Source organism: Citrobacter sp. RHBSTW-00887 (genome assembly GCF_013728095.1).
In the GTDB taxonomy this organism is placed as follows: Bacteria; Pseudomonadota; Gammaproteobacteria; order Enterobacterales; family Enterobacteriaceae; genus Citrobacter; species Citrobacter braakii.
Map to the genome: position 1 here is coordinate 2541378 of NZ_CP056267.1, position 22319 is coordinate 2563696.

The window sequence follows — 22319 nt, forward strand, 5'->3', positions numbered from 1 at the left end:
GGCGGTGACAACGATTATTTGCCCAGCAAATGTCCCATCTTGGCGGCTTTGGTGTCCAGATAATGTTCATTTTTTGGATTACGGCCCACGATCAGCGGCACGCGTTCAACAATATTGATTCCCGCTTCGGTCAGGATTTCTACTTTCTTCGGATTATTGGTCAGCAAACGTACCGCATCCACGCCCAGCAGCTTGAACATATCGGCACACAGCGTGAAATCGCGCTCGTCTGCCGCAAATCCCAACTGATGATTCGCTTCAACGGTATCATAACCCTGGTCCTGCAACGCGTAAGCGCGGATTTTGTTGAGCAGGCCAATGTTGCGTCCTTCCTGACGGTGATAAAGCAGAATGCCACGCCCTTCTTCTGCAATGTGGGTGAGGGCCGCTTCGAGCTGGAAACCGCAATCGCAACGCAGGCTAAACAGCGCATCGCCAGTCAGACATTCGGAGTGGACGCGCGCCAGGACAGGTGTTTGGCCTGTTATATCACCAAAAACCAGTGCGACATGATCGTGTCCGGTTGCCAGTTCTTCAAATCCCACCATCAGGAAATCACCCCAGGGGGTTGGCAGTTTGGCTTCTGCCACACGTTTAAGCTGCATGTAATTCTCCAGATTATGCTGGCACTCGTCGTGCCTTCGCCTGTCGGCTTCTGTTCTGTATTACACTATTTTGCCATAAGGCAACGACGTTCACCTAATCGCGACCACGGATTCGCTTTTGGAATGGCACAAAATTGTCAATTTTCCCGGCGTGCGAATTTTTCAGTTATGATTGTGATACTTATCGACGAAAGGAGAGGCAATGCTGTCTATTGCAAAGCGCACCGCAGTGGGGACCGGACTGCTACTTATCATGCCGGTTGCCGTATGGGTATCAGGCTGGAGCTGGCAGCCGGGGCACAATGTCTGGTGGTTAAAGTCCTTGTACTGGGTAACGGAAACGGTGACGCAGCCGTGGGGAATTTTCACTCACGTTGCGCTTTGTGCATGGTTTCTGTGGTGCCTGCGTTTTCGTCTTAAAGCCGCGGTAATGTTGTTTGCTATTCTGGCAGCGGCGATTTTAGTGGGACAGGGCGTGAAGTCCTGGGTAAAAGACAGGGTGCAAGAACCGCGACCTTTTGTCGTGTGGCTGGAAAAAACGCACCATATTCCGGTTGATGAGTTCTACACTTTAAAACGTAAAGATCGTGGGCATTTAGTCAAAGAACAATTGGCTGAACAGCAGGATATTCCAACGTTTTTACGCAAGCACTGGCAAAAAGAAACGGGTTTTGCCTTTCCGTCCGGACATACGATGTTTGCCGCCAGTTGGGCTTTACTGGGCGTAGGGCTGTTATGGCCGCGCAGACGTACGCTGACGATTGTGTTTCTGCTGATCTGGGCGACCGGCGTGATGGGTAGCCGCTTGCTGTTAGGCATGCACTGGCCCCGTGATTTGGTGGTGGCAACGCTGATTTCGTGGCTGTTGGTGACGCTGGCAACCTGGCTTGCACAGCGGGTATGCGGACCATTAACCCCACCAGAGCAGGAGGAAAAAGAAATCGCGCAGCGAGAACAAGAAAGCTAGCGATGATTGATTTTTCAAATTTTGCCCTTAAATCAGAAAGTGGAAAGCGCTTTTCCGTTTCGCACTCGTTGTGAAAATGGTAATTTAAAGGGCTAAACGCGGTAAGTTGGACACGATTTATTCGCTCAAACCACATAACGGGAAGTAATGTGAAATATTTACTCATTTTCTTACTGGTGTTGGCGATTTTTGTTATTTCGGTGACATTGGGTGCGCAAAACGATCAACAGGTTACGTTTAATTACCTGCTGGCTCAGGGTGAGTATCGTATCTCTACGCTGCTTGCTGTATTGTTTGCCGCAGGGTTTGCGATTGGTTGGCTAATTTGCGGCCTTTTCTGGCTGAAGGTTCGTGTGTCTCTTGCGCGCGCCGAACGTAAAATCAAACGACTGGAAAACCAGCTTGCGCCTGCGACCGACGTTGCGGTATCTGCCAATTCGTCGGTTGTGAAGGAATAATTATTTATGTTGGAGTTGTTGTTTCTGCTTTTACCTGTAGCCGCTGCCTATGGGTGGTATATGGGTCGCAGAAGTGCGCAACAAACCAAGCAGGATGAAGCTAACCGTCTTTCTCGTGACTATGTCGCCGGGGTTAACTTCCTCCTGAGCAACCAACAAGATAAAGCGGTGGATCTGTTCCTTGATATGCTAAAAGAGGACACAGGCACCGTTGAGGCTCATCTCACCCTCGGAAACCTGTTCCGCTCTCGCGGTGAAGTCGATCGCGCAATCCGCATCCATCAAACGTTAATGGAAAGTGCCTCGCTGACCTACGAGCAGCGTTTGCTGGCCGTGCAACAGCTGGGGCGCGACTACATGGCCGCGGGACTGTACGACCGCGCGGAAGACATGTTCAATCAGCTTACCGATGAAACTGATTTTCGGGTTGGCGCATTACAGCAACTGTTGCAAATTTATCAGGCCACCAGCGAATGGCAAAAAGCCATTGATGTAGCAGAGCGTCTGGTAAAACTCGGCAAAGACAAACAGCGTAATGAGATAGCCCACTTCTACTGCGAACTGGCCTTACAGCAAATGGGCAGCGACGATATGGATCGCGCCATGACGCTGTTGAAAAAAGGCGCGGCGGCAGACAAAAACAGTGCACGGGTATCCATCATGATGGGTCGCGTGTACATGGAAAAAGGTGATTACGCGAAGGCGGTTGAAAGCCTGCAACGGGTCATTTCCCAGGATAAAGAGCTGGTCAGCGAAACGCTGGAAATGCTGCAAAGCTGCTACCAGCATCTGGGGAAAAACGATGAGTGGGCGGAGTTTTTACGTCGGGCCGTTGAGGAAAATACTGGTGCCGCCGCCGAACTGATGCTGGCTGATATTCTTGAGGCGCGTGAGGGGGCTGATACCGCTCAGGTCTATATCACTCGTCAGTTGCAACGTCATCCTACGATGCGCGTGTTCCACAAGCTGATGGATTATCATCTCCACGAAGCAGAAGAAGGGCGTGCTAAAGAGAGCCTGATGGTTCTGCGCGATATGGTCGGAGAGCAGGTACGCAGTAAACCGCGTTACAGCTGCCAGAAGTGCGGTTTTACGGCGTATACGCTTTACTGGCACTGTCCATCCTGCCGTTCATGGTCAACCATTAAGCCCATTCGCGGACTTGATGGGCTGTAATTTTTAAAAAAAACCTCACTTTAGTTACAACATACTATTGGTATGTAATCAATCCATCCTCAACCTCCGCTGCCGGTTCGCCTGGCAGAAATGTAATCGCGCCTGTTAATTTTCTATTACCGCAGGTAGAATGCACGCCGTTTACCCATTTCGCGCCGCCGTGGGCGCCCATCCTCAAGAAGGTCTGGTCATGACGTTTACTGCTTCATCTTCTTCTCGTGCTGTTACCGATTCTCCTGTCGTTGTCGCTCTCGATTATTCTAATCGTGATAAAGCATTAGCTTTTGTTGACAGAATTGATCCTCGTGATTGCCGTTTGAAAGTGGGCAAAGAGATGTTCACGCTTTTTGGGCCTCAGTTGGTTCGCGATCTACAACAGCGTGGTTTTGACATCTTTCTTGATTTGAAATTTCATGATATTCCCAATACCACCGCGCATGCAGTTGCCGCTGCTGCCGAACTTGGCGTCTGGATGGTTAACGTTCACGCTTCTGGCGGGGCGCGTATGATGACTGCAGCCCGTGAAGCCTTAGTGCCTTTTGGCCAGGATGCGCCGCTACTGATTGCCGTGACGGTTCTGACCAGTATGGAAGCCAGCGACCTCGCCGATCTAGGCGTGACGTTGTCACCTGCGGATTATGCTGAAAGACTGGCGCGCTTAACCCAGAATTGTGGTCTGGATGGTGTCGTATGCTCAGCTCAGGAAGCGGTGCGATTCAAGCAGGCGTTGGGCCAGGCATTTAAGCTGGTGACACCGGGTATTCGTCCAGAAGGCAGCGAGGCGGGCGATCAGCGTCGTATTATGACACCGGAACAGGCGCAATTAGCAGGTGTGGATTACATGGTGATTGGTCGTCCGGTCACCCAGTCGGCCGATCCCGCGCAGACGCTGAAGATGATCAATGCTTCCCTGAAACGAGGTGCGTAAATGAACGACTCAAACTCTCGTCTGGTCTACTCTACCGACTCCGGGCGTATTGATGAACCGAAAACAGCGCCTGAGCGTCCAAAAGGCGATGGCATTGTTCGTATCCAGCGCCAGACCAGTGGTCGCAAAGGGAAGGGCGTGTGCCTGATTACCGGTATTGATCAAGACGATGCCGAACTGACCAAATTAGCCGCAGAACTGAAGAAAAAGTGTGGTTGCGGTGGAGCAGTGAAAGATGGCGTGATTGAAATTCAGGGGGATAAACGCGACCTGATTAAATCGCTGCTGGAAGCTAAAGGAATGAAAGTTAAACTGGCTGGCGGTTAATAAAAAAGCCACGGAAAATTTCCGTGGCTTTTTAATAATACAGACCTGAAAAAGTAAACGTATTATTATATCGAGCCGTTTAACCGTAGATTATTTACCCACCTGGTGGCCAATAATACCACCTACTGCAGCACCACCCAGCGTACCCAGCGTGCTACCGTCAGTCAGGACTGCACCACCTATTGCACCTGCACCAGCACCGATTGCGGTGTTACGATCTCGTTTGGACCAGTTAGAGCAGGCACTCAGCGACATTGCCAGAGTAATCGCCAGAATGGCAGCGGTCATTTTTTTGCTCGTTACTAACATAATACTTTCTCCTGAATTATTGATTCACGGAATCCAGTGTTCTTTAAGGATAGCGTCAAATTAAGACTATCGAAGATATTTCCGTGAAACCGTTTAGCGAAGTCATTACAAACACTATCCTGAAGTTGGAGGTTCGTTCCTGTTATATCGCTAACATTAATTTTACGACTTTATCCTGTTAACGACAGGTAAAAAGTCTTAATTGGACTGTCAGATAACTCTCAGAGAGCAGATGATTTGTCTGGTGACAAACCATCTACTGAAGATTTTATGCGTGGGCATCAATGATATTGACGATTAATCCTGAATGTTCGAGCTGCATTTGTACGCTGGCGCTGAGTCTGGAGTCCGTTACTACGCGGCTGAATCGCTCTAATGGACCCAGCGTGTAAGGGTGAATGGCGTCGAATTTTGAGCTGTCGGTCAACACAATAACTTCTGCGCCTTTTTCCAGCACCGCGTTAACCACGTCAGAACGCATCATATCGCGTCCGGTAAAACCGGTATCAGCCTGCCAGCCGTCAATGCCGATAAAGGCCTTACTGAAGTGTACCTGTTGGATAAACTGGCGAGTTAAGGGGCCAACCATGCTCTCACTTTTTTTCTGGTAAATTCCACCGAGAAGTATCACTTCACAGGGCGTTTCTTTGAGCAGATGAGCAATGTAGCTGCTCACGGTGATGATGGTGACATCTTTTTGCTCTGCCAGCGTTCTGGCCAGAAGTGCATTGCTGCTGCCATTCTCAATGAATACGGATTCGCCTGGACTGACCAGAGATGCAGCGAATTCAGCCAGTTCACGTTTCAGAGTGAAATTGGTCATCATGCGCGTTTCAACATCATCGCTGTTCAATGAAACAGCAAAACCGTGGGCTCGGCGTAAGTAACTCTGTTTTTCCAGCGTGTTCAGATCCTGTCGAATCGTCACTTCGGAGACACCGGTGACTTTTGCCAGATCGGCGACGCTCATCTGACCTTTATCGGTCACCATCTGCAAAATAGATTGTTGTCGGGAATTCATAGTATTAATTTTATTGCGATATCGTATCGGAAATTAAACGGAAACTGCATTATCTGCAGTTTGCTGATAGCAGCGACATCAAAAGATCACTGTCATCAGATCTCCCATGGCGCCTTCTGCTTTTTCGCCAAAGATTCGGCATCTTCTTTGACCGTGTTTAACAGTTCAGCTTTCAAAATTTCAAGATTGTGGATGGCTGAGTGGTAATCACCTGCAACGAGGATATCCAGCACGGTATCAATACGTTCGGCCAGACGCTGAGCGTCGATATCAGACATGGTCGTCATCCTAATGGCAATAGAGTGTGAATTTCATGATGCAGAATTTCATGGCAAAAGAGAAGGGAAAAATAGTATTAACCTGAACGATTGAAGAATATTATATATTCTGTGATTACATGCGGATAGCGTCGTCAAGTAATGTCCATTTATGGCTATTTATCACCTTCATTCTCTCTGCATTAGCGCATTTTTTTACTCAGATGGCGGCGATACCAACGTTCAAATGCGGCGGCTGGCATTGGTTTGGCGAATAAAAACCCCTGACGCTCATTGACGCCATTTTTGGTCAGAAACGCATCCTCTTTCGCGCTTTCCACGCCTTCGGCGATGACCTGCAGGTTGAGTGCCTGTGCTACCGCAACTATGGCCCGTACCAGCGATTGTGAAATAGGTTGTTTGTGGATCTCTCTGACAAAGGTCTGATCCAGTTTAATGGCATCTAGCGGAAAGCGGGCCAGTTGAGACAGCGACGAATAACCGGTACCAAAATCATCCAAATGGATTTGCGCTCCCAACTGGCTAAACTGCTGAATGACTGACAACGCCAGTTGCTCATTTTCTATCAAACTGCTTTCCGTTAATTCAACATCGATGGGGCAATACTCAAAGTTGAGCTCGTGAAGTACCTGCTTAAGTGCGGTAAAAAGCGTCTGATCGGCGAGCTGGCGGGCAGAAACGTTTACCGCCACGCGCAGGTTTATTCCCTTGTCGCGCCATTTCGCGACCTGACGCACAACGTCGAGAATAACCCAACGCCCCAGCGGGACGATGAGCCCCGATTCTTCGGCGTAGGATATAAACTCCAGCGGTGGAATGAGGCCGCGTTCCGGAGATTGCCAGCGAACCAGCGCCTCCAGGCTGCGCACTTCACCGCGCCAGGTTATCTTTGGTTGATAATGGATAACCAGTTGATCGTTATCCAGCGCCTTACGCAGATTAGTATCCAGCCACAGATATTCAAATACCCGCTGATTCATTTCCGGAGAAAAAACACAAAACTGCCCACGGCCGCCTTCTTTCGCGGTGTACATGGCTGTATCCGCGTTACGAATGACGCTCTCGCAGTCCTGGCCATGCTGAGGTGCGAGGGATATACCAATAGAGCATCCGGTATAGACTTCAATCAGACCGATGCGGAAGGGCTGGCGCAGGCGCGTCAGAATGCGTGATGCGGTGGCTTCCAGTGTGCCCTGGGATGTTTCGGTGGCAAGAACAATGAATTCATCGCCGCCAAATCGCGCCAGGATCTGGTTGTCTTCGAGGCAACTGAGGATTGCCAGCGACACGCTTTGTAGTAGCTGATCGCCAAACATATGCCCGTAGGCATCGTTTACCTTTTTGAAGTTATCCAGATCGAGGTACGCAATACCGACCTGCGTATCGCCCGCGTTCTCAATTGCATTGCTGATCAGTTCATGAATTGCGTTGCGGTTTGGTAATCCAGTGATGGAGTCGGTATTTGCCAACACCCGCAGTCGTTCCTGTGCGCGGCGTTCTTCAGTGATATCGGTCCCGGAACAGATCAGAAAAATTTCGTTCTTGCCGCTACCGTTATGCACAAATTTATTGCGAAACAGAAACAGACGCTGGCCTTTGCAGGTCTTGACCCAGCGTTCAACCTCATACGAGTTACCTTCGCGAAAAAAGACCTCAATATTGCGCCGTGAAGCCGCTGCTTCACGACGGCTCATAAATAATGTGAATACACTTTGACCAATGACTTCACGTTCTTTGAGGCCGGTGTACTCTTCGCACAGGCGATTAAACCGCTGAATGTTGCCCATGCGGTCAAGAATGACAATAACGGAATTGGCTTCGGAAACGACTTGTTCGGCAAAAGAGAGGCCGTGGGCCAGATCGCGGGCGACGGAAGGGGTGTCATCCCAGGCTGATGCGCTACCAGCCCATTCGCGCTTATTGATTTTTCGACCGACCAGATGCACGGGAATGTCGTCATCTTCAATGGGCAACGTCATTAGCAGACTTGACGTGATCACCGTCATTTCGCGAATGCGATCGGCTTGTTCAGGTAATAATTCGATGGTCTGATCAGCTTCTGACGCTTCGTCGATAGAGAAATGCAGGATGTTGCAATCCTCTGACAAACGCCAGTAGGGGTTATGAGTGCCCACATAGCTATACAACGTAACCAGCTCCCGGACGTCTTTCATCATGTGTACTATCCCGTTTAAAGCGCATAGAGCCTCAAAAGTATGGGTAGCCATGATTCATTCGGGGTGATTATGGCTGAACGTATTGTTTTTTTTATATATTTATGTTTAATCCAGAATCCGTAAAAAGCAAAGCCAGCGGAACTGAAAAAAGTAAAAAAATAAAATTGACTGAATGAAAGAAGTGTAGTGCGGTGGTGGGAATTTGGGCGGAAAAAAGAAACGACCTTTCACAAAATGAGAAAGGTCGCTGGATTGATACGTGTTACGCGGCTGGACGCGCGATAACGCTGCGGGTTTCCATGCGAACTTCGGCGATGGTTACGTCAATCACATCCGTGACTTTGTAAACCACTTCACCTTTAATTTGCACCGTGCCGCTTTCCTGGCTGCATACCAGCTCGTCCCGAACGGCGTGCAGGAATGGGGCAGGAATAAATGCGACTGCGCCATTATCAATTAAACGCACGCGCATACCGCCGCGGCTGACGTCAATTATCTCGGCCGCAAAGCGGGTATCGGTCCCGGCTTTGTCACTCAGGAAACGGGCGTATAACCAGTCGCCCACATCACGCTCAGCCATCCGGTTCAGGCGACGACGTTCCGCCATTTGCACCGTGGTATCATCCCCAGGACGGGCGATGGTTTCACCTTTGATGACGGCCTTAAGCAGGCGGTGGTTAATCATATCGCCATATTTACGAATAGGAGAGGTCCAGGTGGCATAAGCCTCCAGACCCAGCCCAAAGTGCGGCCCTGGCTCGATACTGATTTCAGCGTAAGACTGGAAGCGACGAATTCGGCTGTCGAGGAAACCAGAAGGCTGCGCATCCAGCTCGCGGCGCAGTTTGCAGAAACCTTCCAGCGTCAGGACTTCCTCGGCATCAACGTGCATACCATGGGTTTTTAGCAGCGCGGCCAGAGCGTCGGCGTTGGCTGGGTCGAATCCCATATGGACGTTATAAATCCCGAAGCCCAGCTTGTCGCGAAGCACGCGGGCGGCGCAAATGTTTGCCGCAATCATGGATTCTTCCACGATACGGTTTGCGATGCGGCGTGGCTCAGCAACGATGTCCAGGACTTCACCTTTTTCACCAAGAACAAAACGGTAATCCGGGCGATCTTTAAATACCAGAGCATGGTTATGACGCCATTCACCGCGGCTCAGGCAAATACGGTGTAGCAGACGGATTTGTTCAGCAATCGCGTCATTTGCAGGCTGCCAGTCACCGGCACCTTCCAGCCAGTCGGAGGCGTTGTCGTAGACCAGCTTCGCTTTCGACTCAATCGTCGCTGCGAAGAAGGTGATGTTGTCTTCAATCGCGCCATCCGCGGTGATGGTCATACGACAAGCCAGAACCGGACGCACTTCGTTCGCGCGTAAAGAGCACAGATCGTCAGACAACTCGCGTGGTAGCATCGGGATATTGAACCCCGGCAGATAGTTAGTAAACGCGCGAATTTTTGCCGTTTTATCCAGCTTGCTGCCTTCTGCAATCCAGGCCGTAGGGTCGGCAATGGCGACAGTTAATTGCAGTTTGCCGTCGGCCAGCTCTTCAGCATACAGCGCATCGTCCATATCTTCGGTGCTGGCGCTGTCGATGGTGACAAAGTTGAGGGCGGTTAAGTCCTGACGAACCAGACCTTCATCCAGCATCTCAGTTGCCACACCGTCCGGCGCTTCTTTTTCGAGATTATGGCGTGCCAGCGTGACCCACCACGGGACAAAGTGGTCATCAGCAAAAGTGATAAATTGGGTTAACTCGGCATAGAAGGTGCGATCGCCTTTCAGCGGGTGGCGGCGCATTTCAGCGACGGCCCAGTCACCTTCTTTAAAGTCGTGCTCAACGCCGCGGGCGGCACGGCAAGGGATCGCTTCTTTCAGTAACGGATGATCCGGCACAATGGACAGACGATCATTTTTGCCCTGAACTTTACCCACGAAGCGCGTCAGGAAGGGTTCGATAAGTTCTTCCGGCTCGGCAGATTCACGATCTTTTTCTGTATGGATAACCGCAACAATGCGGTCGCCATGCATCACTTTTTTCATCTGCGGCGGTGGAATGAAATAGCTTTTTTGTGCATCGACTTCCAGGAAGCCAAAGCCTTTTTCCGTGGCTTTTACCACCCCTTCAGCACGTGGCGTCTGGGAATGCAGTTGCTGTTTAAGCTGCGCTAGCAGCGGGTTGTCCTGAAGCATAATTGTCTATTTTCGTGGCTAAAAGAGCGGCTGACAGTTTTACGCGATTCTCTCAGTTGCGGCAAGCGCTCTTTCAGTAAGTGGATCGGTTAATAAGTCTCGCCCAGCGCGATTTTCAAGCGATTCAACCATCCGCACAATCCGCTCCAGGCCAGCAGGTTAATCGCTTGTTCAGAAGAGATGCCCTGATCGAACAAAGGGGTTAACAGCGCGGCGCTAAAACGGTCGGGCGCTCGGGTTAGCCATTGTACCGCCTGCAGGGTGACGCGCTCAACCGGATGTCGCTGTTCCCAACGCTGTAATTCACGTTCCTCCTGGCGAAGCAGGGCGATAACGTTGGCTAATTCATTGGCTGTATGTGCCTGTTCATTAAAGCAGGCCACGCTGCCGTTAATCCGTGACGTCATTAGCGCCGCCAGTGAAAATGCCCGCACCGGCACAGCGCTGCGCCGGGTACTGGAAATCAGTGTCGTGAATAAATCCAAAATGACTGGTGAATGAATCAGTAATGGCACCAACGCTTGCAGTTCATCGGGAAAATGTCTGGCCGTCGTCTCGTCCTGAGAATGATATTTTTCGATTGGGAATGGCGCAGCGTGCCAGGTAGCGTTTGTTGCACTAAATGGCGAAGCGTGAGCGAATTGCTGTATATCCAGCCCCGGTATTCGGCGTACCTGATGTCCAAACCAGGCCTGAAAAAGGGCCACGGTCCGGGCCTGAAAACCGACGAAGCCGATAATTTGATTCATCAAAATACTATCGCTGGTAGTCAGCCCGACCGCATCCAGATGCTGGCGATCGCGTGCGCCTATCACGTCAGGAGAGCTGGCAAGTTGGCGAGCATATTGGGTGATTTGCGCCAGCCGATGGTTACTTTCCCGTGACGAGTCAGGACCAGGAAGCGGTGTTAACCGCGCGGCATAGTGATTGCACAATCGCTGGACGCCATACACCTGAGCGACGGTTAGCGCCGTACTCATCCGTTCATAGGCGCTGAATGTGTGCATCTGATTCAGTTTTACGTGAACCGGGAAGAGAACCTGGGCAAGCTTACGGGCAGGGGTTAACCAGGATTGAAAAGGCAAAAGGGCGTCATCAGGTATCGCCAGATCCAGTAAAAAGCTGTCGTCGACATGAGCGGCTTCCGGAACCAGCGGCAGAATATCTTGCGGATGCTTGCTGGATTGCGTCTCATGATACCAGTGGCTTTTGCCTTCAATTCGGCGTTGTTCCATGGGCGGTCCTTGGTCTAAAAAGTGGCGACCCGGACACGTCGTCTACTACTACGCCGGATCGTTTGCGCTGCAATATCCTGACGTAAGCAGAAGAGGGGATGAAAGATTGTTCCGTGATAATAAATATCAGAAAAGCATATATGGCGGCGGGCAGAGGAGAGTCATGGGCGGGGCAAGACCGCCCATAGAAGACTTACGATTATTTCAGTTCCAGCTCGTTCATTGCCGCGATACTGAAGCCACCATCGACGTGAACGACTTCACCCGAGATGCCGGCAGCAAGATCGGAGCACAAAAATGCTGCGGAGTTGCCCACATCTTCAATGGTTACAGTGCGGCGAATCGGCGTAACCGCTTCACAATGCGCCAACATTTTACGGAAATCTTTAATGCCGGAAGCGGCGAGTGTACGGATAGGACCGGCAGAAATAGCGTTCACACGCACGCCTTCAGGACCCATCGCATTAGCCATATAGCGGACGTTCGCTTCCAGTGAGGCTTTTGCCAGTCCCATCACGTTGTAGTTAGGGATGGCGCGCTCTGCGCCCAGATAGGATAGCGTCAGCAGCGCCGAGCCTGGATTCAGCATGGAACGGCAGGCTTTTGCCATCGCCACAAAGCTGTAAGCGCTGATGTCATGAGCAATTTTGAAGCCTTCGCGGGTGACTGCATTCACATAGTCGCCATCCAGTTGGTCTGCGGGCGCATAACCAATGGAGTGCACGAAACCGTCGAATTTCGGCCAGGCTTTGCCCAGTTCGGTAAACAGTGCATCAATGCTGGCGTCTTCCGCCACATCACACTGCAGTACGATGCTGGAACCCAGTTGAGCTGCAAATTCTTCGACGCGGCCTTTTAGTTTGTCATTCTGGTAGGTGAACGCCAGTTCAGCCCCTTCGCGATGCATGGCCTGAGCGATACCCCAGGCGATGGACAGTTTGCTGGCAAGACCCGTTACCAGAATGCGCTTACCGGAAAGAAAACCCATAGCTTTAATCCTTATGGTCATTGCTTATTTTTAGCAATCAATGAGTTATGATCACAATTTGAAGGTGGTTCGAAATGGGGCAGCAATTATATCCCACTCTTTGTGCCTTGTAGAATAGTTATCATCCCTTACTGATAATCACTTTTCATTACACATGAGGGTTATAACACTTTCCCTGGTTAAGTCTCTTTCATTCTGCGAAGCCCGGGGGGATGGAGAAAATACAAGGCTTTAAAGGCATCTCAATGGTATTATTAACTGCTAGCTTATGTTTTAAAACATAGCAATGTAGGAACTTTCTTAAAACAAAAAATATGACCGTATTCAGTTCGTTATGATATATTGTTTTTATCGATCAATATTGACACATTGATCGTTATTATTGATTGATTGTGATTAAAAGTGCATTATCAGGAAGTTATGATCAATTGGAGTGGTCTTATGCACTATCATTTCATCGCGGAACCGATGATAGACACAACTGATACGTTACTGGGTGTTGAGATGAGCGTCCGGTTTGCTTCAGATACGGTTTCGCCGATACATCCAGAGTTCATCATTTCAGCGTGGAATAGCGAACAAAAACGTAATTTCATGCTCGAGCAAATTCGATTAATTGCCGAAAAGCGTAATTGGTTTGAGAGCCACAACCTTTTCTGTACTCTGAACCTCATTGATGAAATGGCGCTGCTGGCAATTGGCGACCCGAGCGTCAAATCGGCGCTACATGCCATGCCTTTTGTCGCACTAGAACTTTCAGAGCGTTTTCTGACGAATACCGTATGTCTGAATAATCTGCTGATTAATTCACTTTGCGACGGTCCAAACGCATTATGGCTGGGCGATCTGGGCTCCGGCAGCATTGGGGCCAGTCCGCTGGTTTGCGGTCGTTTTGATGTTGTGAAGTTGGATCGTGGTTTTTTCCTGGATCAGGCTGAAAAACCGATGTTCCCGGTGCTAATTAAAAACATCCGCGAATATTGCGACCGCATTGCGGTGGAGGGCGTGGAAACCAAACAGCTTATCGACGAAGTAGGCGCGGCTGGTGTTTGGGTGATGCAGGGATCCCTTTTCCCTTCGGTCGCGTTTAGCGAGGTTGATACACTGCTCTTACCAAATGTTTGTCACTGATTGCAAAATTGCCCTCCGGTTGAGGAGGGCTGCATCTGCTAGCGATCTTTACGCCACGCGTCAGCGGTTAGCGCTTCGCCGAAATGGCCGGCAATCAGGCGACGGGTCAGCTCATGCAACGGCGAGGCCAGAACATCTGCTGTACTGCCGCGTTCAACCACTTCACCCTGGTGCATGACTAATACCTGATCGCTGATGTGCTTCATCATGCCGATGTGCTGAGTCACATAGATATATGAAATCCCCTGTTTTTCCTGTAATTCCAGCATCAGATTGATGAGCTGCGAACGCATCGACATGTCCAGAGAGGCCAGGGCTTCGTCGGCGATAATGACTTTGGGTCGCAAAATGAGCGCTCGGGCAAGGCCCAGACGCTGTTTTTGTCCCGGAGCCAGCATATGCGGGTAATAACTCACATGGTCAGGCAACAGACCGACCATCCGCATGGTCTCGATGATCTGTTTGCGGCGCTGTTCAGGCTCGAGGTCGGTGTTCAGACGTAGCGGAAAATCGAGGATCTGCGAAATACGTTGCCGTGGGTTAAGCGACGTTGACGGATCCTGGAAAATCATACGGATACGCTGACTACGGAATGAATAATCACCATATTTTAACGGGTGATCGTCAATCAGCAGCTCACCGCTGGTGGGCTCAATCATACCGGCCAGCATCTTCGCCAGCGTAGATTTACCGGAACCATTTTCACCTATGACGGCGAGCGTCTGACGCTCGCGCAGGGTAAAGCTCAGTGGCTTAACGGCCTCAACGGTCTGACGGCGGAATAATCCCGTCCGGTAGCGAAAGGTTTTGCTCAGATTACGAACTTCGAGCAGGGTTTCTACCATCTCACTCTCTCTCCATGTTCAGCGGGAAATGACAGGCGTAGAGATGATTCTTTGCTCCGGTCAGTCTTGGGGTTTCGATACATTCGCGCTGAGCATAAGGGCAGCGCGGCCCCAGACGACAGCCGATAGGTAATTGTTCCAGCAATGGAATGGCTCCTGGCATGGTATTCAGGCGGCTTTTGTGCGGCATTGCGCTACCAAAATCAGGAATGGCGCGAATCAACGCTTGGGTATAAGGATGATGCGGAATAGTCACCAGCTCTTTACTGGGCGCAGTTTCCACCGTTTGCCCACAGTACATCACGTTAATTTTGTCAGCCCACTGGCTGAGCATTTGCAGGTCATGGCTGATCAGCAAAATGGTGGTATTGCTGTTTTGGTTCAGACGGGTCAGCAGGCGGAAAATTTGCGCCTGAGTGGTTGGCTCCATCGCGTTCGTTGGTTCGTCGGCTATCAGTAAACGCGGCTGATTAGCCAAGGCGATTGCGATCATCACCTTCTGGCATTCGCCGTCGGTCAGCTCATACGGGAAGCTGCGCATCGCATCTTTATGATCTTTTATCCCGACGCGGTGCAGGAGTTCAATCGCGCGGCGTTTACGCCAGCCGATACGCTGCCACCAGCGGCCTTTATAAGTCCATGCCGGAATATTTTGCATCAGTTGTCGTCCAATGCGCTCAGACGGATCGAGACACGATTGCGGTTCCTGAAAGATCATGGAAACGTTATGGCCGACCAGCTTGCGTCGTTCACGCGCGGAAAGGCGCAACAGATCGATATCATCAAAGCGCATGCGGTCTGCGGTTACGCGCCAGTTATCTTTAGCGACGCCGCAAATGGCCTTGGCGATCAGGCTCTTGCCCGATCCAGACTCGCCAACCAGTCCACGGATTTCACCTTCATTGAGGGTCATACTGACGCGGTCAACCGCCTTCACCCAGTCGTCGCCGGTTCTGAATTCAATGGTCAGGTTGCGGATATCCAGTAATGGCATTATTCCACCCCCGCAATAATTGCCCGGCGCACGCCATCTCCCAGCAGGTTAACCAGCAGCACGCTTATCATAATCGCCGCACCTGGCAGCATAACCGTCCAGGGTGCGACATAAATCAGCTCCAGCGCGTCGCCAAGCATGGCTCCCCATTCTGGTGACGGCAACTGTGCGCCAAGGTCGAGAAAACCCAGCGCAGCGATGTCCAGAATCGCCATCGACAGCGCACGGGTGATTTCAGTGATAAGTCCGGCGGTAATATTGGGCAGAACGGCAAACCACAGGATATTGAGCGTGGTTGCCCCGTCCAGGCGAGCGGCGATAACGTACTCTTTTTCCAGCTCGTCATGCACCATGCTGTAGACGGAGCGTACCATGCGCGGCAGCAGCGCCAGCCAGACGGCAAACATCGCGTGTGTCAGATGCGGTCCGGCAAAGGCCACCACAATAATCGCCAGCAGCAGCGAAGGGATCGAGAGCAGGGTGTCCAGAATGTGGTTCAGCACCGCGGAGCGCAAACCGTGCGTTGCACCGGCAACCACGCCCAGTAACAGGCCACATAGTGTGGCGGCGAGGGTGACGACAAACGCGCCGCCAACGGTCGGGGCCGCGCCGCTGAGCAGGCGACTTAACACGTCACGCCCGAGATCGTCAGTTCCGAGGAAAAATGAGACTTCGCCATAGCGCGACCATGACGGCGGTAAAAGCTGATAGCCGAGAAATTGCTGGTCGATGCCATAAGGGGCAAACCAACCACCAAAAATACACAGAATCGCCAATCCTGCGCAGCCATACAGGCCGATCATCGCAGTCGCATCGCCGTAAAAATTGCGCCATGCGGTGCGCAACGTACCCGGCGGGCGCTTTTCGCTGTAGACGCTATCGTAAGGCATACCATTCCTTATGTTTCAGAGGGTTAGCCATAGCACCCAAAATATCAGAGATGACGTTAACGATGATAACCAGTGAGCCAATCACCATGACGCCCGCCGAAATTGCCGCGTAATCCTGCTGGCGAATTGCGTTAATCAGCCAACGGCCAAGACCTGGCCAGCTAAAGACCATCTCGGTGATCATCGCCAGCGTCAGCATGGTGGAAAACTGTAAGCCCAGACGCGGGATCACCGGCGGAAGGGCGTTGTGCAGAACGTGACGGCGCAGAATGGTTAAGCGTGACAGACCGCGCGTGGCGGCCGCTTTAACATAGTTTTGATCAAAGACCTCAATGGTGCTGATTCGCATCAGGCGAATAACTTCCGTGGTAGGGGCGACGGAAAGCGTCAACACCGGAAGCACCATGTGACGGATTGCGCTGACCAGCATTTCATCGCGCCAGGGCGAGTCGGAGATCCACGCATCAATAATGGCAAATCCGGTAACGGGCTTCACTTCATAGAGAAGATCAAAGCGTCCCGAAACGGGAAGCCAGCCGAGAGTCAGTGAGAAGAGCAACGTCAGCAACAGCGCCAGCCAAAAAACCGGAATAGAAAAGCCCATCAACGCTAAGGCGCTGATGCAGCGATCCTGCCACTTGTTCCGCGTGATGCCTGCCAGCATACCAACGGGGATCCCAACCATCAGCGCAAAACCAAAGGCCAGAATGCACAGTTCCATCGTCGCCGGGAACACCTCCTTCAACTGTTCTGAAATCAACTGACCGTTAATACTGGATACACCAAAATCCCAGTGAATGAGGCCATTGAACCAGAATACCCAGGCGTTCCACAGCGATGCACCCTGTAACGGCGCATGGGGCGTGAAGTAGCTCAGGCTGAATCCAATAAAGGTCAGGAAGAAGAGGGTGACCAGCAGCAATAAAAAACGACGCAGGGTGAAGATAATCATGGCTTTTTCACCTCATCTTTCTTTTCCCTGGAAACCCCGGCAAAAGATGCATTGCCGAACGGACTCAACACCAGTCCTTTGATATCGTAACGATAAGCCTGTAGACGCAGTGAAGAGGCCAGCGGCAGGATCGGTAACTCTTTCGCGAGAATATTTTGCGCTTCGTCATAGGCATCAATTCGCGATGAGAGTTGCTGCGAAGAGAGGGCTTTGCGCAGAACACTGTCAAATTCCGGATTACACCAGTGGGCGAAGTTAGTCTGCGAGTTGATGGCGGCGCAGCTTAGCAACGGTCGGAAAAAACTGTCAGGATCGTTACTGTCCGTCGCCCAACCGGATAACGTTAGATCATGGTTCATATCCATTAATCGCGCCTCCTGAAAACGACCTTCTACCGGAATGATTTTAACTTTCACACCCACCTGAGCCATGTCAGCCTGAATCAGCTCGGCGGTTTTCAGTGGACTGGGGTTCCAGGCCTGAGAACTGGTGGGTACCCAAAGCTGTAATGTCAGGTTCTCCAGCCCCAGTGCTTTTAACTGCTCGCGCGATTTTGCCGGATTGTACTCTGTAATTTTAGCTTCGTTGTCATAAGCCCACGAGGCGCGAGGCAAAATAGATGCTGCGGTTTCCGCCGTCCCGTAGTAGATGGACTGCATCAGCCGTTGGTTATTGATGGCCAGCGCCAGCGCATGCCGCACGGCGGGATTATCCATCGGTGGTTTATTGGTGTTAAATGCCAGATAGGCGATGTTCATCCCCGGGCGCAGGGTCAGACGCAGGCGCGGGTCATCACGCAAAATGCTGAGCTGACTGGCGGCAGGCCAGGCCAGAACATCACACTCACCGGTCAGGAGTTTCGATAGACGTCCGGTGCCGCCAGAGCCGAGGTCCACAACCACCTGCGGCATCAGAGGAGTACCACGCCAGAATTTTTCATGGCGCTGCAGTCGAACATATTGCCCTGCGCGATTCTCCGAAAGCTGGTACGGTCCGGTGCCGACGGGTTGTCTGTCGAGCAGCTCCTGACGATCCTGTTTTGCCAATTTAGCCGCATATTCTGCTGACATCACGGAGGCATAGTGCGTGGCGAGGTGCCACATGAAGGAGGCGTCGGGCTGAGTTAAGCGGAACTCAACGGTGTTGTTGTCCAGCTTGCGTACGCTTTGGACGTTATCGGCGAACTGTAGGCTGTCGAAGTAGGGGAAACTGCTACCGTTTACATTGTGCCACGGATGCTGGCGATCAAAGATGCGCTCGAAGGTAAACACCACGTCGTCCGCATTCAGTTTGCGGGTGGGGGTGAACCAGGCCGTCTTCTGAAACTGGACGTCACGACGCAGATGGAAGCGGTAGGTTGCGCCGTTATCCAGCACCTCCCAGCTTTCAGCCAGCTCAGGCACCAGTCGATAGGTGTACGGATCGACATCGAGTAGTCGGTCATACAGCTGGGCTGCCAGGGTGTCGACGATAAGACCGCTGCTCGCTTTTTGCGGGTTGAACGTATTGACCTGCCCGCTAACGCAATAGACAAAGCCGCTGTCACGAATATCAGCATGCGAAGCCTGTTCAGGCGCAGCAGCAGCCTGACCACTCAGAAATCCAGCCATCACGATCAGAGATGATAAAACCAGGCGCATAATTTTAAAGGATTATAAATAAAGAGGCTATCTTACTAATATTTAATGACATTTGCCATTACCGTTTGTGTTTGGGGGCCGTAGAGGTGATGACCGCGAATTCAACATCGCGACAGGGTCACCCTTCATACCCGCTATCCACTTTGAATTTACTCTGTTAACTATCTTAGCATTTTCATGACCCATCTGACTCGTTATAAACGCGGTGCAGGATGTGGACAGTTGGCGTAATTTGTTACGGTTTCCTCGCTGTGACAAAATGCATAAGCGATTACAATGCGTTAGTGTACGAATCAAAGGGAATATTTAATAAATGAGCAACTTAGCGGATTACGTCAATGCTATAAAAATAGGCAAAAATGTTATTTGTATTGAGGATGTCAGTAAACGGGATGACATGGCTGAAGTTGAGATTATAAATAAGACATGGCTTCATGATTCGGGAGTGGTTATTCGTTGTTCTCGCGAAAATGAATTGGTTATATATTCATCAAATTCCTGTCCAGAATGCAGCATTAGATGGCATGTCGTTGATGCGGCAGGTCAGGATATTCGTCCACTGGAGAAAACATTTCACAATGCTTGCCAGGAGTCGTACTGGTTAAAAGTAAATCGTCAAACGCATCTCCCGGTGTAAACGCTGAGCTAACCAATCACAGCGATGCCAAGCCGCTCCATGAGCAACGATGCCTGGTAGTTGTCTAACTTAACGCCTTGTAAATCAACACCCCGAATATCTAAGTCACCTAACTCCGAATTGGTCAGATCGCAATGTGTGAAGTTTGCTGCTCGCCAGTCGAAAGTCGAAAACTCGCCGCCGGAGAGATCTGAACCACTGAACGTCGCACCCAGTACCTGAGTCCCCATCCAGCGGTTTTCCCATAGCTCACACTTTTCCAACACGACTTTCGAAAAATTGGCGTAGCTTAGATTGGTATTAGTGATATATGCGCTGCAAAACCAGGTGCGCGTGGTGATCATATTCATAAAGCTTGCACCGCGGAAATCTGCGCCTTGTGCGCGGCAGTGGCGAATTTCAATGCCCAATGCGCTGACGTTGCGGAAATCTGCCATTGATAAATCACAGCTTTTGAAAATGGCATCTTTCAGCATTGCGCGACTAAAATTGCATCCTTTCTGACTTTCGCGATCATAGAACTGGCAGCCGATAAATTCAGTGCCGCTCAGGTCGGCACCTGAAAAATCGCAGTTAAAAAATGTACTATTTTCAACTTTCTCACCGGTGAAGCGATTTCTGTCAATTTTTTCGCCAACTAATGCCAGAGTCATATCTATGCCTGTGTTTTTATACAGTAATGACGCCATGGTAAACCTTATGACGTTATGCGTCAAACCCGCCAGTATGACACCTGCAAATGCGTATTAGATCTGATGTTTCTTAAGCAACGCGCGTAGCTGATGGTAAGTCAGACCCAGTAATTCAGCGGCTTTTTTCTGATTAAATTTCGCCTGCTGCAAACTGGTTTGTAGAAAGTCTTTCTCTTGTTGCTGCTGGAATTCACGCAGATCCAGCGGTAATGCTACAGATGTCTGCTTTGGTGGTGCTGCCTGTGGCTGCGCAACGTGGCGGCGGAAGGGGTCAATGATGATCTCATCCAGCGGGTAATCGCTGGTACCGTGCCGGTAAACGGAGCGCTCAACGACGTTTTTCAGTTCACGAATATTACCCGGCCAACGGTAATGGAGGAGGGTTTCTCTGGCCTTGGCGCTAAATCCCGGAAAAAGCGGTAACCCGATCTCGCGGCACATCTGAATGGCAAAGTGTTCGGCCATTAACATGATGTCGCTTTGACGCTCGCGTAGTGGGGGAAGTTGCACCACGTCAAAGGCCAGACGATCCAGCAGGTCTGCGCGGAAAGTGCCTTCGCTGACCATACGTGGCAGGTCGGCATTGGTCGCGCAGACCAGTCGCACGTTAACCTGCAAGGGCTGGCTGCCGCCGACGCGTTCCAGCTCGCCATACTCAATTACGCGCAGCAGTTTTTCCTGTACCAACATTGGCGCGGTCGCCAGTTCATCAAGAAACAGCGTGCCGCCGTCGGCGCGTTCGAAACGTCCTGGATGGCGTTTTTGCGCACCGGTAAACGCACCGGCTTCGTGACCAAACAGTTCGGAATCAAGTAAGTTCTCGTTGAGGGCCGCGCAGTTAAGCGAAATAAATGGGCCCTGCCAACGGCTGGAGAGGTAGTGCAGGCGGTTGGCAATAAGCTCTTTCCCCGTACCTCGCTCACCGATAACCAGTACAGGTTTATCCAGCGGCGCCAGATGAGAAACCTGTTCCAGCACTTCAATAAAGCTATTCGCTTCGCCCAGAATATTGTCTTTGTATCCTGCCATGATGAAATTCACCACTTGTTAGTGTTATTCACCAATTTACCCTAATTCTCCTGTCAGGTAAAATTAGATATTTATATTAAAATCAATCGGTTAAAAAGTTGGCACGCCAAGTGCATTACGAAAACAGCAGGGCATAGCCCGATATCAGAACAGTAAGTGAGGATTACATTATGGGTATTTTTTCTCGTTTTGCCGACATCGTGAACGCCAACATTAATGCGTTGCTGGAAAAGGCTGAAGATCCGCAGAAACTGGTGCGGTTAATGATCCAGGAAATGGAAGACACGCTGGTTGAGGTGCGCTCAAACTCCGCACGCGCTCTGGCAGAAAAGAAACAATTATCTCGCCGTATCGAACTGGCCAGCGCACAACAGGCAGAGTGGCAAGAAAAAGCCGAGCTGGCGCTGCGTAAAGAGAAAGAAGATTTGGCGCGTTCTGCTTTAATCGAAAAACAGAAACTGACTGATCTGATTGCTTCTCTGGAGCATGAGGTGACGCTGGTTGACGATACGCTGGCGCGAATGAAAAAAGAGATCGGTGAGCTGGAAAATAAACTCAGTGAAACCCGTGCTCGTCAGCAGGCATTGATGCTGCGCCATCAGGCTGCGAGCTCTTCGCGTGATGTTCGTCGTCAACTGGACAGCGGTAAGCTGGATGAAGCGATGGCACGCTTTGAATCTTTCGAGCGTCGTATCGATCAGATGGAAGCTGAGGCCGAAAGCCATAACTTCGGTAAACAGCAGTCTCTGGATCAGCAATTTGCTGACCTGAAAGCAGATGATGAAATCAGCGAGCAGCTGGCGCAACTTAAAGCCAAAATGCAGCAAGATAAGCAATAATAAC

Annotated in this window: 23 protein-coding genes; 8 read left to right on the plus strand and 15 right to left on the minus strand. The window is 50.9% G+C overall.

The features are described from left to right. Positions 1 to 14: 14 nt before the first annotated feature. Positions 15 to 605 (minus strand): GTP cyclohydrolase II, encoded by a 591-nt coding sequence (gene ribA, locus HV314_RS12105; RefSeq protein WP_016153247.1) that lies wholly within the window; start codon positions 603 to 605, stop codon positions 15 to 17. A 202-nt stretch (positions 606 to 807) separates the two neighbouring features. On the opposite strand from ribA, the gene pgpB reads away from it, so the two are divergent. The 5 genes from pgpB to yciH all read left to right on the plus strand — a co-directional run bounded on the left by pgpB (position 808) and on the right by yciH (position 4461). Beyond that, positions 808 to 1572 carry a phosphatidylglycerophosphatase B gene (pgpB, locus tag HV314_RS12110; RefSeq protein ID WP_181548053.1) on the plus strand — a complete coding sequence of 255 codons (765 nt, stop codon included), beginning with the start codon at positions 808 to 810 and terminating at the stop codon, positions 1570 to 1572. A 149-nt stretch (positions 1573 to 1721) separates the two neighbouring features. Then, positions 1722 to 2030, plus strand: coding sequence for a LapA family protein (locus HV314_RS12115; RefSeq protein WP_181548054.1), 309 nt, complete (start codon positions 1722 to 1724; stop codon positions 2028 to 2030). 6 nt (positions 2031 to 2036) lie between these two features. After that, complete coding sequence (gene lapB / locus HV314_RS12120; RefSeq protein ID WP_047417273.1) at positions 2037 to 3206, plus strand: lipopolysaccharide assembly protein LapB; 1170 nt, start codon at positions 2037 to 2039, stop codon at positions 3204 to 3206. Between the two features lie 190 nt (positions 3207 to 3396). After that, entirely contained in the window at positions 3397 to 4134 is a 738-nt protein-coding gene (pyrF, locus tag HV314_RS12125) for an orotidine-5'-phosphate decarboxylase (RefSeq protein ID WP_049282555.1), read from the plus strand. Further along, the gene (yciH, locus tag HV314_RS12130; RefSeq protein ID WP_016153243.1) at positions 4135 to 4461 is read left to right on the plus strand and encodes a stress response translation initiation inhibitor YciH; all 327 of its coding nucleotides are present in this window, start codon (positions 4135 to 4137) and stop codon (positions 4459 to 4461) included. A gap of 90 nt (positions 4462 to 4551) precedes the next feature. On the opposite strand, the gene osmB is transcribed toward yciH, so the two are convergent. The 7 genes from osmB to fabI form a co-directional block, all read right to left on the minus strand. After that, the gene (gene osmB, locus HV314_RS12135; protein WP_003020583.1) at positions 4552 to 4770 is read right to left on the minus strand and encodes an osmotically-inducible lipoprotein OsmB; all 219 of its coding nucleotides are present in this window, start codon (positions 4768 to 4770) and stop codon (positions 4552 to 4554) included. Between the two features lie 268 nt (positions 4771 to 5038). After that, complete coding sequence (gene yciT / locus HV314_RS12140; protein WP_016153242.1) at positions 5039 to 5791, minus strand: DNA-binding transcriptional regulator YciT; 753 nt, start codon at positions 5789 to 5791, stop codon at positions 5039 to 5041. A gap of 95 nt (positions 5792 to 5886) precedes the next feature. After that, positions 5887 to 6069: a YciZ family protein gene (locus HV314_RS12145; protein WP_016153241.1), complete on the minus strand. Its 183-nt coding sequence runs from the start codon at positions 6067 to 6069 to the stop codon at positions 5887 to 5889. A 182-nt stretch (positions 6070 to 6251) separates the two neighbouring features. After that, positions 6252 to 8243 (minus strand): cyclic di-GMP phosphodiesterase, encoded by a 1992-nt coding sequence (pdeR, locus tag HV314_RS12150; RefSeq protein ID WP_047502364.1) that lies wholly within the window; start codon positions 8241 to 8243, stop codon positions 6252 to 6254. Positions 8244 to 8508: 265 nt separating this feature from the next. Then, positions 8509 to 10443 (minus strand): exoribonuclease II, encoded by a 1935-nt coding sequence (locus HV314_RS12155; protein WP_181548055.1) that lies wholly within the window; start codon positions 10441 to 10443, stop codon positions 8509 to 8511. Between the two features lie 89 nt (positions 10444 to 10532). After that, complete coding sequence (locus tag HV314_RS12160; RefSeq protein WP_181548056.1) at positions 10533 to 11678, minus strand: carboxymuconolactone decarboxylase family protein; 1146 nt, start codon at positions 11676 to 11678, stop codon at positions 10533 to 10535. A 199-nt stretch (positions 11679 to 11877) separates the two neighbouring features. Further along, positions 11878 to 12666: an enoyl-ACP reductase FabI gene (fabI, locus tag HV314_RS12165; protein ID WP_131345935.1), complete on the minus strand. Its 789-nt coding sequence runs from the start codon at positions 12664 to 12666 to the stop codon at positions 11878 to 11880. A gap of 441 nt (positions 12667 to 13107) precedes the next feature. Here fabI and HV314_RS12170 point away from each other — a divergent pair, with 441 nt between their 5' ends. Next, positions 13108 to 13797 (plus strand): EAL domain-containing protein, encoded by a 690-nt coding sequence (locus tag HV314_RS12170; RefSeq protein ID WP_141875524.1) that lies wholly within the window; start codon positions 13108 to 13110, stop codon positions 13795 to 13797. A gap of 38 nt (positions 13798 to 13835) precedes the next feature. Here the strand turns inward: HV314_RS12170 and sapF are convergent, their stop codons facing one another. The 5 genes from sapF to sapA are packed head-to-tail and all read right to left on the minus strand — an operon-like array spanning position 13836 to position 19118. Further along, the gene (gene sapF / locus HV314_RS12175) at positions 13836 to 14642 is read right to left on the minus strand and encodes a peptide ABC transporter ATP-binding protein SapF (protein WP_016153235.1); all 807 of its coding nucleotides are present in this window, start codon (positions 14640 to 14642) and stop codon (positions 13836 to 13838) included. A 1-nt stretch (position 14643) separates the two neighbouring features. Continuing rightward, entirely contained in the window at positions 14644 to 15636 is a 993-nt protein-coding gene (gene sapD, locus HV314_RS12180) for a peptide ABC transporter ATP-binding protein SapD (protein ID WP_016153234.1), read from the minus strand. After that, positions 15636 to 16526 (minus strand): peptide ABC transporter permease SapC, encoded by an 891-nt coding sequence (sapC, locus tag HV314_RS12185; protein WP_016156640.1) that lies wholly within the window; start codon positions 16524 to 16526, stop codon positions 15636 to 15638. Before sapC ends, sapD begins: the two co-directional genes overlap by 1 nt. Next, positions 16513 to 17478, minus strand: a complete 966-nt coding sequence (gene sapB / locus HV314_RS12190) for a peptide ABC transporter permease SapB (RefSeq protein WP_003020545.1) — start codon at positions 17476 to 17478, stop codon at positions 16513 to 16515. The genes sapC and sapB overlap by 14 nt, the downstream gene beginning before the upstream one ends. Continuing rightward, the gene (sapA, locus tag HV314_RS12195; RefSeq protein WP_016153232.1) at positions 17475 to 19118 is read right to left on the minus strand and encodes an ABC transporter substrate-binding protein SapA; all 1644 of its coding nucleotides are present in this window, start codon (positions 19116 to 19118) and stop codon (positions 17475 to 17477) included. Before sapA ends, sapB begins: the two co-directional genes overlap by 4 nt. A gap of 313 nt (positions 19119 to 19431) precedes the next feature. Here sapA and HV314_RS12200 point away from each other — a divergent pair, with 313 nt between their 5' ends. Further along, on the plus strand, positions 19432 to 19755 hold the full coding sequence (locus HV314_RS12200; protein ID WP_094761287.1) for a hypothetical protein: 324 nt from the start codon (positions 19432 to 19434) through the stop codon (positions 19753 to 19755). A gap of 8 nt (positions 19756 to 19763) precedes the next feature. Here the strand turns inward: HV314_RS12200 and HV314_RS12205 are convergent, their stop codons facing one another. Together HV314_RS12205 and pspF are read right to left on the minus strand one after the other, a co-directional pair. Further along, on the minus strand, positions 19764 to 20408 hold the full coding sequence (locus HV314_RS12205) for a quinolone resistance pentapeptide repeat protein QnrB10 (protein ID WP_032492467.1): 645 nt from the start codon (positions 20406 to 20408) through the stop codon (positions 19764 to 19766). Positions 20409 to 20501: 93 nt separating this feature from the next. Continuing rightward, positions 20502 to 21491 (minus strand): phage shock protein operon transcriptional activator, encoded by a 990-nt coding sequence (gene pspF / locus HV314_RS12210; protein ID WP_181548057.1) that lies wholly within the window; start codon positions 21489 to 21491, stop codon positions 20502 to 20504. A 155-nt stretch (positions 21492 to 21646) separates the two neighbouring features. Between pspF and pspA the strand changes: the two genes are divergently transcribed. Further along, on the plus strand, positions 21647 to 22315 hold the full coding sequence (pspA, locus tag HV314_RS12215; RefSeq protein WP_016153228.1) for a phage shock protein PspA: 669 nt from the start codon (positions 21647 to 21649) through the stop codon (positions 22313 to 22315). Positions 22316 to 22319 lie beyond the last annotated feature (4 nt).